General features: G+C 39.1%; 14 protein-coding genes. 6 read left to right on the top strand and 8 right to left on the bottom strand.

From position 1 onward, the window contains the following. Positions 1–7: 7 nt before the first annotated feature. Positions 8–940 (bottom strand): acyltransferase domain-containing protein, encoded by a 933-nt coding sequence (locus tag LMF89_RS16235; protein WP_255711433.1) that lies wholly within the window; start codon positions 938–940, stop codon positions 8–10. Between the two features lie 617 nt (positions 941–1,557). Here LMF89_RS16235 and LMF89_RS26295 point away from each other — a divergent pair. The 3 genes from LMF89_RS26295 to scpB all read left to right on the top strand — a co-directional run bounded on the left by LMF89_RS26295 (position 1,558) and on the right by scpB (position 5,623). Further along, positions 1,558–3,552: an oxidoreductase gene (locus LMF89_RS26295; RefSeq protein ID WP_229536010.1), complete on the top strand. Its 1,995-nt coding sequence runs from the start codon at positions 1,558–1,560 to the stop codon at positions 3,550–3,552. 146 nt (positions 3,553–3,698) lie between these two features. After that, positions 3,699–4,277: a TetR/AcrR family transcriptional regulator gene (locus LMF89_RS16225; protein WP_229536009.1), complete on the top strand. Its 579-nt coding sequence runs from the start codon at positions 3,699–3,701 to the stop codon at positions 4,275–4,277. A gap of 566 nt (positions 4,278–4,843) precedes the next feature. Next, positions 4,844–5,623 (top strand): methylmalonyl-CoA decarboxylase, encoded by a 780-nt coding sequence (gene scpB, locus LMF89_RS16220; protein WP_229536008.1) that lies wholly within the window; start codon positions 4,844–4,846, stop codon positions 5,621–5,623. Between the two features lie 464 nt (positions 5,624–6,087). Here the strand turns inward: scpB and LMF89_RS16215 are convergent, their stop codons facing one another. The 5 genes from LMF89_RS16215 to LMF89_RS16195 all read right to left on the bottom strand — a co-directional run bounded on the left by LMF89_RS16215 (position 6,088) and on the right by LMF89_RS16195 (position 11,216). Continuing rightward, on the bottom strand, positions 6,088–6,696 hold the full coding sequence (locus LMF89_RS16215; RefSeq protein WP_229536007.1) for an ABC transporter ATP-binding protein: 609 nt from the start codon (positions 6,694–6,696) through the stop codon (positions 6,088–6,090). Between the two features lie 13 nt (positions 6,697–6,709). Continuing rightward, positions 6,710–7,645, bottom strand: coding sequence for an ABC transporter ATP-binding protein (locus tag LMF89_RS16210; protein WP_229536006.1), 936 nt, complete (start codon positions 7,643–7,645; stop codon positions 6,710–6,712). A 13-nt stretch (positions 7,646–7,658) separates the two neighbouring features. Continuing rightward, entirely contained in the window at positions 7,659–8,525 is an 867-nt protein-coding gene (locus tag LMF89_RS16205) for an ABC transporter permease (RefSeq protein ID WP_229536005.1), read from the bottom strand. Continuing rightward, positions 8,518–9,525, bottom strand: a complete 1,008-nt coding sequence (locus tag LMF89_RS16200; RefSeq protein ID WP_229536004.1) for an ABC transporter permease — start codon at positions 9,523–9,525, stop codon at positions 8,518–8,520. Before LMF89_RS16200 ends, LMF89_RS16205 begins: the two co-directional genes overlap by 8 nt. An 86-nt stretch (positions 9,526–9,611) precedes the next feature. After that, entirely contained in the window at positions 9,612–11,216 is a 1,605-nt protein-coding gene (locus tag LMF89_RS16195; RefSeq protein ID WP_229536003.1) for an ABC transporter substrate-binding protein, read from the bottom strand. Positions 11,217–11,656: 440 nt separating this feature from the next. On the opposite strand from LMF89_RS16195, the gene LMF89_RS26290 reads away from it, so the two are divergent. Both LMF89_RS26290 and LMF89_RS16190 read left to right on the top strand, forming a co-directional pair. After that, positions 11,657–11,854 (top strand): SBBP repeat-containing protein, encoded by a 198-nt coding sequence (locus tag LMF89_RS26290; protein ID WP_369412625.1) that lies wholly within the window; start codon positions 11,657–11,659, stop codon positions 11,852–11,854. 583 nt (positions 11,855–12,437) lie between these two features. Next, on the top strand, positions 12,438–12,851 hold the full coding sequence (locus LMF89_RS16190) for a hypothetical protein (protein ID WP_229536002.1): 414 nt from the start codon (positions 12,438–12,440) through the stop codon (positions 12,849–12,851). A 188-nt stretch (positions 12,852–13,039) separates the two neighbouring features. Here the strand turns inward: LMF89_RS16190 and LMF89_RS26285 are convergent, their stop codons facing one another. Then, entirely contained in the window at positions 13,040–13,846 is an 807-nt protein-coding gene (locus LMF89_RS26285; protein ID WP_369412624.1) for a HAMP domain-containing sensor histidine kinase, read from the bottom strand. 112 nt (positions 13,847–13,958) lie between these two features. On the opposite strand from LMF89_RS26285, the gene LMF89_RS16175 reads away from it, so the two are divergent. Next, positions 13,959–14,552: a hypothetical protein gene (locus tag LMF89_RS16175; protein WP_229536000.1), complete on the top strand. Its 594-nt coding sequence runs from the start codon at positions 13,959–13,961 to the stop codon at positions 14,550–14,552. A 417-nt stretch (positions 14,553–14,969) separates the two neighbouring features. Here the strand turns inward: LMF89_RS16175 and LMF89_RS16170 are convergent, their stop codons facing one another. After that, a complete protein-coding gene (locus LMF89_RS16170) occupies positions 14,970–15,371 on the bottom strand; it encodes a hypothetical protein (protein ID WP_229535999.1) in 402 nt (133 codons plus the stop codon). Positions 15,372–15,459 lie beyond the last annotated feature (88 nt).

Raw genomic sequence — 15,459 nt, 5'->3', positions numbered from 1 at the left:
TATCATGCTAATTAAAAATTTCTTCAACTTCCTCAAGTTTTTTTATATCCTGGCCGAAAGGAGATAAGATATCATAAAATTGTGATAAAGAATCCTCTCGCAAATTATATTTTACGAAATTTGCCAATGTGCCCGATGGCCCTAAATCAATATAGTTAAACTGAGCATCTTTCTCGAGTTTTAATATGGTTTTTTGAAAATAAATTGGGTACCTAGAAACATCCCAAAAATATTCAGCAGAAACTTCTGTAACATAATCACTTAATAAACATGATATAACCGGTATTTTGGGTTTTTTAAATGAAAAATTCTGTAAGAATTTTTTATACTCACTTTCTATAGAGTCAATATTCGCAGAATGAAAGCCATACCTCACAGGAAGTGTTTGAAAGATAATATTCTTGGTTGTTAAATATTTTTCGATTTTCAATAAATTTTCACTATCGCCGGAAATAACAAAATGAGAACAATAATTAACTGCTGCTAATTCCGAATGCAGAGAAATAGAAGAAACCTGATGATACAGTTCTGAATTGTGGATGATTGCTATCATACTTCCAAATTCACAATAACTCTCAATTAACTCTGCCCGCTTCAAAAGGCATTCTATCGTTTCTTCTACTGAAACAATACCCGCCACTGCTGCGCAAGTAACCTCTCCTAAACTTGCTCCTAGAACATAATCAGGTTCCACCCCACTTTCTATTAATACGCGAGCTAATGAATATTCCACCATAAAAATGGCTGGATGAGTATATAAAATATGATCAAATTTATCATCCATATTTTTGGCTTCATTATACATTTCATCCGTAATAGAAATGCCGACTTTTTGATATATAATGTCGTTTAACTTTGACATCCAACGTCTAAATACCGCATTATGATCGTATAGCTCTCTTCCCATATGATAATATTGAGATCCTTGACCCGAAAACATAAATACAACAGGTTTTCTCAGAGCGATTCCTCCTTCAATTTATGATAAATATTGCACATATAAGAAATAGTATACCAAAGCAACCCACTAATCAGATTTTTTGTCAAAAAATCCATTAGTTTACATTTATGATTATTTATGGAAATAATACCTTTTTAATGCATTTTTGTCAACCATTTTACAGTAATAGTTTTGTAGAAAGAAAAGATAGAATTATGTTATCATTATCAGCAACCAAAAATAAAAAGGGGCTGTCGCATTAGTGATATCAAATTATCACTGGCGACAGCCCTGTTCTTTCTTTTCCAATTACCTAAATTGCATATCATATAATTTGAAGCAAAAAGGGCGCACGAAAACAGAATTATGGTAGCTTCTTTATAAATGCTAAATCCTGCTATATTTTTACATTATAAGCATCATTTTACCAAAGCAAGGCTCTGTTTCAGGTTTCTTATTAGTTGTAAATCAGTGACTACCCCAAATGGATTTGTTAGGAGTTTCTACATCTCTCCAGAATCAGGAAAATCTATCTTGACAGTAATTTCTAATTATTATAAGATTTACTTAACAATTTCACTGAATGTATTCAGCGAAATAAGAGAGGAGAGTATCCAGTGCAAAAATACAAAAAATTATTTGAACCCATAAAAATAGGTCCTATCGAAATTAAAAACCGCTTTGCCATGGCACCGATGGGACCGTTAGGCCTAGCGGATTCGGAAGGCGGTTTTAATCAACGTGGTGTGGAATATTATACGGCACGGGCTCGTGGTGGAGTAGGTCTTGTTATTACAGGTGTTACTTTTGTTGATAATGTAATCGAAGAGCATGATGTATGTCACGTTCCTTGCTCTACCCATAATCCAGTTCATTTTATCCGTACTGCCAGAGAAATGACAGAACGTATCCATGCTTATGACGCGAGAATCTTTCTTCAACTAAGCGGGGGATTCGGCAGAGTAACCATTCCTACTAATTTAGGCGACCATCCTCCAGTTGCTCCATCTCCTATTCCTCATCGCTGGCTTGATAAAACATGCAGGGAACTATCGGTTGCGGAAATTAAACAGATTGTAGAGAGTTTCGGCAAAGGTGCGTACAACGCAAAGAGAGCTGGCTTTGACGGTGTTCAGATTCATGCTGTGCATGAAGGATATTTAATCGATCAGTTTGCCATTTCCCTTTTCAATCAACGTACAGATGACTATGGCGGTTCCTTAGAAAATCGCTTGCGCTTTGCGAAAGAAATCGTCGAAGAAATCAAGAAAACATGTGGAGCAGATTTTCCGGTAACTCTTCGGTACAGCCCTAAGAGCTTTATCAAGGGTTTGCGTGATGGGGCACTTCCGGGTGAGGAATTTGAAGAAAAGGGCAGAGATATCCCTGAAGGAATTGAAGCTGCTAAGCTCCTTGTGTCCTATGGTTATGACGCTCTTGATATCGATGTGGGATCGTATGATTCCTGGTGGTGGAGCCACCCCCCCATGTACCAGGCAAAAGGTTTATATATTCCTTACGCTAAGATTATTAAAGACGTAGTTGATGTGCCTATAATATGCGCAGGACGTATGGATAATCCAGCTTTAGCATTAAACGCATTAGAAGATGGCGCTTGTGATATGATAAGTCTCGGTCGACCACTACTCGCTGACGAAAGCTATGTAAATAAGCTTCGCAGTGGAAAAACAATTGACATACGACCATGTTTATCCTGCCAAGAAGGCTGCATGGGACGCATCCAGGAATATTCTTCCTTAAATTGTGCCGTGAATCCAAGAGCCTGCCGTGAAAGAGAAACGGAGCTTACACCAGCGCTGAAAAGCAGAAAAATACTGATTGCAGGTGGTGGAGTCGCTGGCTGTGAGGCGGCTAGAGTCTTAGCACTCCGCGGACACAAACCTATAATTTATGAAAGTACAGGACGTTTAGGAGGTAATTTGATACCAGGCGGTGCGCCTGATTTTAAAGATGATGACCATGCTTTAATTGCTTGGTATGAAAATACATTAAAAGAACTTAATGTAGAAGTTCATCTCAATACGATAGTTACTCCTGAATTGATAAGTAAAAATCAAATCGATGGCCTCATCATTGCCACAGGCTCCAAACCCAAAATGTTTAATCTTGGAGATAATAGCAAAGTTTACTCTGCTGCACAAGTGCTGCTGAAAAATGTTGATCCTGGCAGCAAAACTGTTATTGTTGGCGGTGGACTTGTCGGCTGTGAGCTGGCTCTTTGGTTGGCAGATCAGGGGAGAAAAGTTACACTAGTAGAAGTGCAAAATAAGCTCTTGGCACTAAACGGCCCTCTTTGCCACGCTAACTCAGAAATGCTGGAAAAGTTAGTCCCCTTTAAAGGCGTGGAAGTACTAACATCCGCTAAAATTATAAAAACTACAGACAAGGGAATTTTGCTAGAAGCCAATAACAAAACCGAAGAAGTTCCTTGTGACAGCGTAATCCTAGCTGTCGGGTATACCTCCGAAAATTCCCTTTATAATGAACTTAAATATGAATTTTCCGATATTCATGTAATTGGTGATGCCCGTAAAGTTTCAAATATAATGTATGCCATATGGGATGCATTTGAAGTAGCCTCAAAATTATAAGTTTTTATATTTATAAAACCTCTGGTAGCACTTGGCGCATATCAGAGGTTTTTTATTTGCTGCCATTGATTGAAAACCTTTTTTGAATTATATATAATTAGGCTAATTGTGAGTCAAATAGCCATTTATTATAGAGGTGAAAGTGTATGACAAAATTAACAAGCCGAGCAAAACAAGCTGTGGAGACAAAGAATAGAATTTATGAATGCGGTGTTAATCTGATTGGCAAATATGGTTTTGATCAGATTACAGTAGAGCAAATTGCCTCTGAGGCAGGAGTGTCTGTCGGTACATATTATTATTATTTTGAATCAAAGTTTGAACTTTTTAAAGAAATGTTTAAACGTGCTGATGAATACTTTTTAAACAAAATTGCTGACAATTTGGAAAGTAACATTGCACTAGAGCAAATCGTTGAATTCTTTGAAAAATATGCTGATTTTACTTATGAAAATGGAATTGAAATCGTAAAAAAGATTTATATTTCAAATAATAAGATGTTTATTACTGAAAACCGACCCATGCAAACAATCCTGCAGTCAATTATTGAAAAAGGACAATCTAGCGGAGAAATTCCAAAATCAATGTCTTCAATAGAACTAACCAATATGCTTTTCCTAGTTGGACGAGGTGTGATATTTGATTGGTGCTTACGAGATGGTAATATTAACCTAAAAGCAACTATGAAAAAAGTAATGGGTATTGTGACAAAGGGCTTGAACTAAGCTATTTTTATGGACAAAACGCAGACCAGCTAACTAAAGAGGATAAATCGAAAATTAAATTGTCACTTGATATTTGGGATGCAAAACAGAAAAATAAGCAGGATAAATCGAGAAACGATTTTCCTGCTTATTTTATCTTTAATATTCAAACACTATTTTCATAGAACGATCAACTAAATTATTTAAACACTCTCGGACCCACGGCTTGGGATTTTGAAACTTTTTCTTCATTTAGCCGTTCTTTTGATCAGGCAATTAATACCAAAACTACTATCTCTGATTGTTTCAAGCATACAGATATCATTATAATCATAACCTATAGTTATCATACCATGATTATTCAATATTTCAATTATCTTCATAACAGGAATATAATAAAGATAAAAATGTAGGTATTCATTATACTGTATTTATAATACGGTCGGAGGAGACGATATACTCCACTGTGGTGCCTTATTGGCAGGTCGAGAAGCAGAGAGTTTTTCGAAGAAGAATTTATAGCTGCCCTATTGCAACTGAGTAATACAATAGTTTTTATAAGTTATGCTTATTTAGGAGGATTGATTATGTCATTAGTCAAGGTAGAAGTCTCAGAAAAAATGGGCATTATTACGCTAAATAATACCCAGAAACTAAACGCATTAAGCGCCCAACTCGTCGATGATATTATTGAAGCACTTGATAATTTTCAAAAACAGAAGATACATATCATTATTTTGCGTGCTCCGGATGGATCTAAGGTATGGTCGGCAGGTCATGATGTTAAGGAATTACCGACAAAAATGAGAGATCCGTTAAGTTATTACGATTCACTTGAGGTACTTTTACGGGCTGTGGAAGAATACCCTGGTCCGGTTATTGCAATGGTACACGGCAGTGTTTACGGTGGTGCTTGCGACTTAATAATGACTTGTGATATGGTGATCGCCGATAAGACGGCTAAGTTTGCCATGACTCCTGCTAAGCTTGGGGTGCCATATAATTCTACAGGTATTTTACATTTTATGAATCGTTTACCGATTAATATTGCTAAAGAGATGTTTTTTACTGCTGAATTAGTACCTGCGGAACGGGCTTTAAATGTGGGCATTATTAATCATTTAGTTGCAGAAGAAGAACTTCTCTCTTTTACATTAAATTTAGCTGCGACAATTAGCACCCGTTCGATGTTATCTATTGAGGTAATTAAAGAACAGTTCCGTGTTTTATCAAAAGCATATTCTATCACTCCATCCGCTTTTGAACGAGTACAGGGGATGCGGCGGAAAGTTTATGACAGCCATGATTATGAAGAAGCGATTACTGCATTTTTAGAAAAACGCCCAGCAAATTTTAAAGGCGAGTAAGCTTTCTTCACATAGTGACGATATTTTGTCAAAAAATATATTTCCAAAATTGAACACGTGGACAGGTTCCCTAGATTCTTTCCAAGTAAAGTAAGACAGGCAGACCGTATTTTTTTCTGGCGGTTGCATAATTTACAATCTATGGGTATAATATAAGAAAAGGACTGACGTGCTCTAACACGCCAGCCCACAGGCTGTCTAACCGAAACGGTTAGCCTGAGTTATGGGTATTAAGAAATAACCGCAAACTTTAGCGAGAGGGCGGTTATTTCTTTTTTCTAAATGGTGTGGCTAACCGTCCCTCGACAACCTGCTACGCTTATTATAGCATATTCTTCCAGGCTTAAAAGAGTAAATTCTTCGAGCTTTTTTCACGACTCACTGCCGCCTTTCACATGAAGGCGGCTTATTTTAGAGTGGGACTTATATTCATTATTTTACCAGAAAGTTTCTATTTCGTAGCATCATAATTGGGTATCTAATACCACTCGCCGAGTAGCAATGCGCTCCATCAAGGGATTGCTATGAGTTACAACAATAAGTCCAATCTTTCTTTCTGCTACTTCAGTTAATAGATAATTCCATATTTGGCTTTGGGTAATCAAATCAAGCATTGTGCTGATTTCGTCAGCAATGAGAAATTTGGTCCGTTTACCCAATGCTCTGGCAATACAAAAACGCTGCAGCTCTCCCCCGGATAATTCTCCGGGAAAACGATGAAACCAATCCCGTTCAATCCCCAAGCCATCAATAATCCGATCCTCGATCTCATCGCCTTCTGCAATTATGTCTTTCATGCGTAACCTTGGATTAACAGATTTTTCCGGGTGCTGCCAAATCATCTGAACCGGACAATAGCCTTGCGTTTTGTGAATATCTTTTCCGTCTAGGAGAACCTGACCACTTGTGGGCTTTATATAACCTGATAAAATTTGGCACAGCGTAGTTTTTCCAAATCCGCTGGGTGCCACAATACCGACTCGTTCATGACTTTCTATCGTGATCTGAACCTGATCGAGTATATTTACGCCTTTTTTATAACCGAAAGATATTCCTTTTGCCTCTAAAATCATTGTCATTCACTCCTCACTTTGCATGGATACAGCGAACCCTTCCGAAACGTATCATCTGTTCCGGAATATTTCCTTCACATTCCGGCGTAAGCTGAGGACACCGAGGACCAAAAGGACAACCATTGGGCATATCTTTTGCATATGGTTGCTTTCCGGGAAAAGGATGAAAACCATTTTGAGGTAAAGCTCGCCACAAAGCTTTCGTATAAGGGTGTCGAAGGGTATCGGCTGATTGGAAGTCTGCTACTGGAGCCTCTTCAACGGTGGTTCCTGCATAAAAAACAGCAATTCGATCAGCTACTTCTAACGCTAATTCAATGTCATGGGTGATGAGAAGCACACCGTTCCCTTTATCGGCAAATTCACGAAAATGACCCATGGCTTTTTTAGCTGCTTCTAAATGAAGACCGGGCGTAGGTTCGTCGGCTATGATCAAGCGCGGACTTTCCATCATTGCGGTAGTGAGAAGAACCCTTCGTGCCATGCCGCCTGATAATTCAAAAGGATAAAGATCAGCGGTGTTTTGTGGCAGCTTATAGAAAGCAAACAGTTCTTCTTGTTTTTTGCGAACACTCTTGTCGTTTTGTTCTTTCCTCACTTGCCTGCCAACTTTTTCTAAAGGATCAAGATAGGTCACGCTCTGCGGAACCAAAACGATTTTTTTTCCACGCAACTCCTCGATACGTTCTGGCGATAATAATTCGTCCTCAAACCAAATATTGCCCTCAGCATCACAGTTATGCGGCAAAATTCCCAAAATAGCATGAGCTAATAGGCTCTTTCCCGAGCCACTGGCCCCTACCACAGCAACAAGCTCTCCCTCGCCCACGGAAACATTTAAATTTCGGATGACTTTTAAATCAATTTTACGCAATCCTTTCTCATATTGCGTAAAAGAAACAGACAGGTTTTTTATCTGCAAAATGTCTTTATTATTCATGCAGGACAACGCTTCTACCTCCTTACTCCTGGGCACTATGAGGATCAATCATCTTGCGCAAACTTCCTCCGACCAAATCAAAAAGTAAAACTGTAGTCATCAAGACCACTCCAGGGAAAAGTGCCAGCCACCACATCCCCAGTGATAAATACTTCATACTTTCCGACAAAATGATGCCAATACCGGGTTGTTCTGGCGGCAGGCCAAAACCCAAAAAGGTAAGAGCTGCTTCATGCAAAATGGCATGGGGAAAAAGCAGCACTAATCCAACCAGAAATTGTGGCAATACATGAGGAATCATATGTTTCACCACGATTTTCATTTTGCTTTGCCCTAACTTTTCAGCAATCTTTATATAATTTGCTTCTTTTAACTGAAGGATTTCTCCCCGGATTATTCTGGTCAAAACCGGCCAATGGCTTATGGCAACAGCGACAACGACGCCAAATGTACCTCTTCCTAAAGCATAAGAAATCAAAATCAGCAGTAAAAGGTGAGGAATGCCCATCACTAAGTCGATAAACCAGGTTATGGTGGCATCTACCTTTCTTCCTAAAGTTGCGGCAGCCGCTCCCAAAACAGCTGCTATAACGGCACTGATAACCGAAGCAAAAAGTCCAATATAAATACTGATGGACATCCCTTTCAAGGTACGTGAGAGCATGTCTCTGCCCAGCCAGTCGGTACCAAAGGGATGAGCCATATGCGGCAAGAAGTTTTTTTGGGTAAAGTTCGTTGTTATCGCTATATCTCCCACCAAAGTACCAATCACCGTAATGGCCAATAAAAAGATACTACCAAAAGCCAGATACATAAGGGTCTGACTTCGTTGATTCAGTCCTTTTCTTTGATATTTCTGCAAAACAGTTACAGAACTGGTATTATTCATATGCGCTTCCCCGCCTTATTCTAGGGTCAATGATCCCATATAAAAGATTGGCAATGAAATTACCGCCAAACACTAATGCTGCGCTGATCACTGCAATACCAAGTAAAAGAGGCGCGTCGCCGCCTAAACCGGCAGAAACAGCAGCTTTCCCTAAACCCGGATAGGAAAAAACTTGTTCCACCAGAACAGAACCGCCGAAGATTTCACTTATAGATGCAAATTGCAAAGTTATGGCTGGAAGCATAATATTACGAAGGGCATGATTCCGTATAATCGAAAGTCTGCTTTTCCCCCGCGCTTTGGCAAAAAGAATGTAGTCTTCCCCCATAATGTCTATCATTTTTTCCCTGGTGTGCAGAGTAATATTGGCAATTCCAATTACACTCAGCGTTAAAGCAGGCAAAATCAAATGCTTTATGCTGTCAAAAATTGAGACTTCTGCAGCATTTACCCCAATTGGCACGCTCAATCCGATGGGCAAGATCTGCAGCCATACAGAGAAAATCATCACTAAAACCAATGCCAGCCAAAAGGTTGGCGTACTGGCAATAAGTAACGAGTAGCCTTTAATTGCTTTATCGATCCATCGGCCGCGATATAAACCAGCAACAATCCCGAATATGAATCCCAAGAAGCCCGAGAAAATCCATGCAGTCGTCATGAGAACCATTGAATTCATAAATTTTACATGGATAACGCTGGAAACAGGCTGACGGTAAAGCAGCGATGTTCCCATATCTCCCTGAACAAAATCGGTAAACCAATTCCAGTACCTTTCTATTGGCGGTGTATTTACGCCAAAATAAGCTTCGAGTTTATTCAGATTTTCTGCACTCATATTAGCCATACCAATTTCGCCAATGAATGCACGAACTGGATCGACAGGCGATGCTGAAACCAGGATGAAAGAAAGAATACTTACGGCAATTAACAGTGAAATTATTTTGATTATACTTTTTCCGATATATTTTAAAATGCCGGAATATGGTCCTATATCCATAAGAAATACCTCATTTTAAAAAAGAATAAGCCTATGGTACAGAAAACATCTTATTTATCTGTACTATAGAACAGATAATCTATAGATTACTTCCAAGACCATTGGTGAACATTATTAACAATTGTCCAGCCATAACCATGAGGATGAATTTTTTTATCAATTACATTCAGATTTTCTCTGGCGAAATAAATGTGTTTGATTTCCACCAGCCACACCCAAGGAGAATCAGCTTGAGGAGTCACACCAGTAGCACCATCCCATTGTGCTTTTTTCCACAATGGATACGATGCTTCCACAGAAGTAGCTGCTAATGCTTCATCAATGTATTTATCTACCGTTGGATTGGAATAAGAAGCATAGTTTTTACCAGTATAATAGTGGCTCCTAACGCCAGTAGGAGAATGAGATCCGGCACCAAAAACATGGGGCGTCTCATAACATAAAGTTGAAATTTGATCCCAGCTTGAGCCCATCGGATTTACTTTTATCCCTACTTGTTTTAGCATTTCTTTCACAGCCATAGCAATTCCAGTTCGAACGGAGTTTGATGAAATATAGAGAAGATCAAACTCGGCTTTTAAGCCCTGTTTTTCATAAATACCTTCTGCATTTAATTTCCAGCCATCTGCTTCTAATATGGTTTTTGCTTTTGCAGGATCATACGCTACTTTCATGGCCTCATTTTCCCAAGGTTCATTAACGCTGTCACTATAAGCCACTGAACCATAGCCGTTTAGAACATTCTTTACGATGGCCTCCCGGTCAATCGCGCAAGCAATTGCCTGGCGAATCGCTAGATGCGAAGTAACGTTATTGCCAGCAGGATAGGTTTCTCCATTTTTCTTGGCAGGTGTCTTATTCCCTGCAGGAACAGTGGGGAGATTCAGTCCGCGGATATCTTCGGTATTGAACGACAGGATATTATATCCTTTAATCGGGTTAGCGGTATAAGACGGAGCTGTATAAGCCACATCTACTTGTCCACCTTGAGCCGCCGCATAGGAAGCATCTTCTGACATAAAGACAATCGAAACTTTCTTCATTTTTGCTTTTTCGCCATAGTAATTAGGATTCGCTTCTAAAATGACTTGCTGGCCCTTATCCCATTGTTTCAGAATATACCGGCCGGAACCAATCGGATTCTTACCATAGGTCGCTGCATTATAAGCATGTTCGGGAACAATACCAACAACAGCAGCCGTATAAGCGAACGCTGAATAAGGTGTGTTAAAATGAAAGACCACAGTCGTATCATCAATGGCTTCCACAGATTTTAACATAGACAAATCTGTCTCAGTCGCCTGCTTCATAGCATTATTATAGGTAAAAGCCACGTCTTTTGCAGTAAGTGGCACACCATCCGTAAATTTTACATCAGAACGAATTTTAAAAGCCCATGTGAGACCATCCGGCGAAATCGTATACTCTTTTGCCAGGTCATATCCAATAGTAATATCATCTTTTGTAATTAATAAGGTACTTTGAATTAAAGGATCGTGTGTATGCTCACCGGCAGCCCATCCCATAATCGGATCGAATCCGGCAGCAGGCTCTGATTCGGCATCCATGGCAATTACGACACTGTCTTTCGTCGCCGTACCTGCGTCAGTCTTATCTGCTTTACCACAGCCAACTAATGTAAATAAGAAAATTACTATTAAAAACAACGCTAAATTTCTTTTGTTCTTCATGCTTTCCTCCAAACATTTTTTGCCTTTCACGTTATCCATTGCCTAATACATGCAATAGTAGAAAACTCCCGGCAATTCCCCTCCTTTCCAAGCATTAAGGTGTTTTTCAAACGTCAAATCTTCGCAATTTCTTCTTTTTTAAATTTTTTTGCAAAAAAAATGTAGCAGAAAACCGGGGCAAACTTTTTCCCCAATGGTTTCATACCACAGTTTTAGATCTATATATTGTATGTGTTGTTTTACTACTAAAAGTTAGAATATGACTTCTGCCATATTTATAAAATTTCCACAATTTTATTTTTATACTAGATTATAACAGCTAATAATAATTCTGTAAAGATGGCTTGTCAAAACCTGCTAATTCGCTTTACCACAAAAACCAAAATTACTATAGGGGCACAAGACCAACTAACCTACTTCGGCTCAGATGAGCCTCTCAGATCGCGGTCGACACATCCGGCAACGCCTATGTCACCGGGACGACTAATTCCCCCGATTTCCCCACCACCCCGGGCGCGTTTCAGACCTCTCTCAATGGTTCTCGGGATGATTTTGTAGCAAAACTACAAACAAGTCCAAATGAATCCATGCGTTTTCTAGTAAATGGGACATGGGGACAGCTTCCTTTTCCCAATTAAAAAAATGATTTAATTGTAATTCAGTGAATACCGACGGATGGGTAGTTACTGAATAATCCTTTTCTATAGGTTCCAGCATATTGGGTTAATCAAAACCATATCCCCAAGTTTAATTTATTAGATATACCTCCCAATTCATCAAACAATTCCTTCATTGCTAGTTCAACTACCTATTCATCATAAGTATCTGCTTTGGCAACAACTACTTTAACCTATCAATGCCCCCTCATCTAATTATAATGAACTATTTTTTAACTCTTGCTTTTTAAATTCTAATACATGAATTCCTCCTAATCTGGACATTCTATTAAAATAGTATCCAAAATTTATTCCATACTACATGATTAGATTTCATATAAAAAAATAAATTTCTGCAATACATTAGATTTTTGCACGAACAATAAGAATTTTCATCAAGAAATTGTCAATAACCTCAGCCCCTCGACATTCGTCATATTGACACAAATTACCTTTTATAACACAATTTGAACTTTAATTATTGACATATTCATGGTTCTTGATATACTTCTTTTAGAACGAAGTCCTGTTAATCTTTTAAGAGACTATACGAGGTGGAATGAATATGCAATATTATTACATTAACAACAACTCCCATCCGCAAGCTATTAACGCTGGTTTAATCTGGCTGACAAGGCAATGTATTTATCATATCCCGCATCATGGCATCTTAGCCGGCGTTCAAAAAAGTACGCTGGAAGCCGCCTTGCAAGATACGGAATTAACTCAATTTCAGATTCGAGAATCCATCCTTGCCACTGAATTTAAAATCGGCACCGTCACACTTAAAATTATGACCACCAAGAATAATTTCCCGGTCGATCATACCGGCAGCGTGCTGGCCATTCATCCCAACCCGGTTCTTCTCAATCAAATCGATCAAATGCCTAACGTCAACAATATCCTAATCATTCCCGCCGCACTCGCCGAATGCCAAAGCTGGATCACTGCGCACCAGGCTCAGGAAATTTCAGTATAAAAATATTGGGACAGAATGAAGCGCGGGGACGGGTTCATATTTCATCGCTATGTCCAATCTAAAGAGAAGCTACCCATAATTATCTAATAAGATAGATTATGGGTAGCTTTTCTTTGAGAAGTGCTAAATCCTGCAGCTGCACCGTGAAGGTTAAAAAAACGAGGAAAGATACAACGCAAAATAAGGCTCTATATTTGCCAAGGTATGCGAATTTTAAACATAGTTCCTTTCCCTTTTTCACTTTCTACCGTTATCGTTCCGCCCATAGCTTCCATTAAACCTAGGCTTATGGACAAGCCTAGACCACTCCCGCCTAGAGAGCGGTCACGGGATTTGTCAACACGATAAAAGCGTTCCCATATCAGCGGTAAGTCTTCGCTGGCAATCCCTTCTCCCTGATCGGATATGGAAACTTGAAGCCATTTATTTTCTTCGGTCAATAGCAACCCGATATGAGAACCGGATGGAGCGTACCTTATCGCATTACTCAGCAAGTTATCCAAAACCTGCGCAAATCGGTCGGCATCACCCAAAACGTAACGCTTATCAGTTTGGATCCGCAGCAGGAGAGAAAGATTTTTTTTCTTTAACAACATTTCTATTGTATCGGCTTGATGTAGCAGCAGCGCTGCTATATCAAACCGTTCTTGTTTGATACACATTCTGCCGGATTCCAATTGTTCAATATCCATAATGTCATGGACTAACCTTGACATTCGATCTGTTTCCGCTAATATCCTCTCTAAGTAGTGAGTTCTCTCTTGATCATTTACCGCAATACCGTCAATGAGTGCTTCTGTTGTGGCTTTTATACAACTTAGCGGTGTTTTTAGTTCGTGAGAAATGTTAGAAAAGAAATTACGTCTGGTTTGCTGGGTATGAACAATCGCGTCGGCCATGGCATTAAATGTTTTGCCAAGTGTTCCGATTTCATCTTTATCCGTGTAACAGGTGCGGCTTGTATAATCTCCTGCGGAGAATCGCTTGTTATTTATGATAACACAAGATTATGGCACCAATAAAGCTAATTTGAATGGGTGGAATTTTTGAGGAAAGCTTGACACATTCATGCCACAATAGCTTGCTATAATGAGCTGAGCAATAATAATGGAAAATATAGAAAGGAAAGGAAACGTAATTATGTTGAAAATAAAAATGATCGCTTTCGTCTTAATGCTGCTTATATCGGGAACCGCGCTTGCCGCTCCAGAGAGGCCGGAAACCACAAGCAAGATTCCGGCCATCCTCTTTCTTCCTATCGCCGATAACACTGGTATGAAGAACACGGGCTACATAACCGAAGCCATCAACGCCCAGTACGCTAAGAAATATCCAGCAGAAAATTTCACTGTCATTCCGCTTCCGGATTACACTAATCAGATGAGTAGCAATGGTGAGCCGAAGACTGAAGATGAAGTTATCAAGGCTGCCGCTGCGGCAGGAGCTGATTATGTGGTCAGGACCGACTTGCAAACAATTAAAATTAGACGGGGATTCAAAGGAATTTTTATAAAAAAATGGTGTGCGGCAGTAATCCCGGTCCAGATCACCATCTGGAACGTGGCATCCGGCAAGACCGTTTTTGAAGGCATTATCCAGGAAAGAGGAGACAAGACAGCTGTCGTGGGGGGGAACCATGGGGTTACCATTCACTGTGTCAGAGAAATCCGCAGTCGAGAACGGCCTCAAAAAGGTAGCTAAGAAGATGGACAAGGAACTTCCTGCATTACAGTAGAGTTCCTTCAACACCGATGACATTGGGCAACTTCTTTCAATAACCCCCTTATTCAGACACCACCTCCCGTCAGAACATGTGAAAAGCAACCAAATATAATTACATAAATCTACAAATATGATAGAATATGGATATAAATTCAGATAGCAAGCTCAATCAATACTGTTTCTGAAAGCATAGATAACTATATTGGTGAAGATAATTCGGAAACCTGGAAAAATATAAACTACGTCAGATGATTGTAGAACATCCATTTGGCTCGATAAAAAAAGCTGGGGACCTATTACTTCTAAAGAGAAGCTACCCATAATCTATCAATAAGGTAGATTATGGGTAGCTTCTCTTTCATAAATACTAATTCCCGCTTATTACGTAAAGACTTACTATCCTTTGGCATCCATTTTAGCAATATCATAATAGGAGTTTGTACCATAATTTTCTACAGCTTGTATTCTTTCCTGTAAATTTTTATTAGGGAGTGTCGCCGTTGCTGTCAGTTGATGGCTCATTAGTGTTTGATCATTATTCATAAGTGCCTGAACGTTCTTGTTATCCACACCTTCTGTTTTTGACGCATCTTTATCTTCGTCCTTATTCTTAGGAACTCTACCTATCAAAACCTTGAAGTTTTCTCCTATAACTACATAAGTGCATTCATAGTTTCCTTCTTGTTCCGTAACGTATTGTCTTTTCCCCTGATTACTTTTCACATCGTTCTTATCATTCTGATCAACACTAGACTTACTTTGTAGCGAAAAAGAAATTCCAGATATGCCCAAACTCATAGTTAACCACCATTCCCTTCATCAAATTTATTTAAAAAGCAAACAATCAATGCCTTACTATTTTTCCTGACCTGATAGCGTTAAAAAA

The organism is Pelosinus baikalensis, from assembly GCF_020819555.1.
GTDB classification, from domain to species: Bacteria; Bacillota; Negativicutes; order DSM-13327; family DSM-13327; genus Pelosinus; species Pelosinus baikalensis.
The sequence above is the reverse complement of the archived record's forward strand: the minus strand, read 5'-3'. Positions and strand labels throughout refer to the sequence as shown.

Bases quoted from the DNA above. Each gene is read 5' to 3' on its own strand.
- LMF89_RS16235 (WP_255711433.1), bottom strand. From the start codon at position 940: ATGTTTTCGGGTCAAGGATCTCAATATTATCATATGGGAAGAGAGCTA.
- LMF89_RS16225 (WP_229536009.1), top strand. From the start codon at position 3,699: ATGACAAAATTAACAAGCCGAGCAAAACAAGCTGTGGAGACAAAGAAT.
- scpB (WP_229536008.1), top strand. From the start codon at position 4,844: ATGTCATTAGTCAAGGTAGAAGTCTCAGAAAAAATGGGCATTATTACG.
- LMF89_RS16215 (WP_229536007.1), bottom strand. From the start codon at position 6,696: ATGATTTTAGAGGCAAAAGGAATATCTTTCGGTTATAAAAAAGGCGTA.
- LMF89_RS16205 (WP_229536005.1), bottom strand. From the start codon at position 8,525: ATGAATAATACCAGTTCTGTAACTGTTTTGCAGAAATATCAAAGAAAA.
- LMF89_RS16200 (WP_229536004.1), bottom strand. From the start codon at position 9,525: ATGGATATAGGACCATATTCCGGCATTTTAAAATATATCGGAAAAAGT.
- LMF89_RS16195 (WP_229536003.1), bottom strand. From the start codon at position 11,216: ATGAAGAACAAAAGAAATTTAGCGTTGTTTTTAATAGTAATTTTCTTA.
- LMF89_RS16190 (WP_229536002.1), top strand. From the start codon at position 12,438: ATGCAATATTATTACATTAACAACAACTCCCATCCGCAAGCTATTAAC.
- LMF89_RS16175 (WP_229536000.1), top strand. From the start codon at position 13,959: ATGGAAAATATAGAAAGGAAAGGAAACGTAATTATGTTGAAAATAAAA.
- LMF89_RS16170 (WP_229535999.1), bottom strand. From the start codon at position 15,371: ATGAGTTTGGGCATATCTGGAATTTCTTTTTCGCTACAAAGTAAGTCT.